This is a genomic window from Cryobacterium sp. 10I1, assembly GCF_035019805.1.
Classification (GTDB): domain Bacteria; phylum Actinomycetota; class Actinomycetes; order Actinomycetales; family Microbacteriaceae; genus Cryobacterium; species Cryobacterium glucosi.
In genome coordinates this window covers 1-1,606 of record NZ_JASJVF010000435.1, presented here as the reverse complement: position 1 = coordinate 1,606, position 1,606 = coordinate 1, and the positions used below count along the sequence as shown (strand labels likewise).

Genomic DNA, 1,606 nt, shown 5'->3' with positions numbered 1-1,606 from the left:
ACGCGGGGGCGGGTCGTGCGGTCGCGTCGGCGTCGGATGTGCCCGCAGCATCGAGGGGGCGAGTGCCCCGGGAGTGGACGGCGTCGGGGGAGGCCGCGGCGTCGGGGAACAGCACCAGCAGTGCCTCGAGGTCGGTCGCGTCCTGCCGCAGCTGGGCGGTGAGGTCGTGGAGCCGCCGCTCACTCGCCTCGAGGGAGCCGTCCGGGCCCGGGCGCGCGTACACCGCGGCCTGCAACCGGGGCAGTTCGGCGGCGGGATCCGGTCGCCCGCCCGGGGTGCCGGTGAGCGGGTGCGCCCGCCACCAGAGTGCGTCGAGCACGTCGTGCCGGCCCCGGTAGGCGGCGCGGAGGTCGGAGGCGAGGGCGGCATCCGCTGAGGCCGCGGCGTGCAGCCGCAGCGCGACAGACTCCGTTGTCATCCCGCGGCTCCCATCGGTCGAGGTGTGTCCACTGTAACCAGTCGGGCGCGGCGTCACCGGTTCGATTGCCCGTTGCGGGGTCGGGGCACAATGGGACCATGCCGAATCGTCTTGCCGATGCGATCAGCCCGTACCTGCGCTCCCACGCCGACAACCCGGTCGACTGGCACGGCTGGGGCAGCGAGGCCTTCGCCGAGGCCCGGGCGCGCGACCTTCCGCTGCTCGTGTCGATCGGATACTCGACGTGCCACTGGTGCCACGTGATGGCGCGGGAGAGTTTCAGCGATCCCGACCTCGCCGCCTACCTCAACGCGCACTTCGTGAGCATCAAGGTCGACCGGGAGGAGCATCCTGAGGTCGACGCGACCTATCTCGCCGCAGCAAGCGCGTTCGTCGACGGCCTCGGCTGGCCGCTCAACGTCTTCGTGACCCCTGAAGGACGTGCTTTCTACGCGGGAACGTACTTCCCGCCGACCGCCGTTCCCGGCCGACCGGCGTTCCGGCAGGTGCTCGAAGCCGTCACGGACGCCTGGACCGACCGCCGCGCCGAGGTCACCGAGACCGGCGCTCTCGTCGCAGACGCGCTCGCCGCAGCCGCCAGACAGCAGGAGCTCGCCGATGCCGCCGTCGCCGATGCTGCCGTCGCTGCTTTCGATGGTGTCGACGGCAACGATGTCGGGGGAGCCGGCCCGCGGAACCTGCTGCCGCAGGGCAGCGTGCTTGACGGCATCGTCGAGGGCCTCGCCGTGACGGAGGACACCCGGTACGGCGGGTTCGGCGGGGCGCCGAAATTCCCCGTCGCCCCCGTCCTCGCGTTCCTGCTCGACCGCTCATCCGGCCGCAGCCTCGCCCTGCGCACCCTCAAACGGATGGGCGCCTCCCCGCTGCGGGACCCCGTGGAGGGCGGATTCTTCCGCTACGCCGTCAACCGGGACTGGAGCGAGCCCCACTTCGAGCGGATGCTCTACGACAACGCCCAGCTCCTGGACCTCTACACCCAGGCCTGGAAACTGACCGGGGAACAGTGGGCCCGCACGGTCGCAGAGGGCGTCGCCGAGTTCCTCCTTTCTGTGCTGCAGCTGCCCGACGGCGGTTTCGCGAGTGCCCAGGATTCCGAGAGCACCGTCGCCGGACGCCGCGTCGAGGGCGGCTACTACGCCCTCGACATCGACGCCCGGCGAACGCAGC

The 1,606-nt window shown here is 71.8% G+C and carries 2 protein-coding genes; one reads left to right on the top strand and one right to left on the bottom strand.

The window, feature by feature from the left end:
* The coding region (locus QN345_RS18835; RefSeq protein WP_323509086.1) for a hypothetical protein at positions 1-418 on the bottom strand (418 nt) is incomplete at its 3' end.
* A gap of 98 nt (positions 419-516) precedes the next feature.
* On the opposite strand from QN345_RS18835, the gene QN345_RS18830 reads away from it, so the two are divergent.
* Positions 517-1,606: thioredoxin domain-containing protein (locus tag QN345_RS18830; protein ID WP_323509085.1), on the top strand; the 1,090-nt coding region annotated here is incomplete at its 3' end.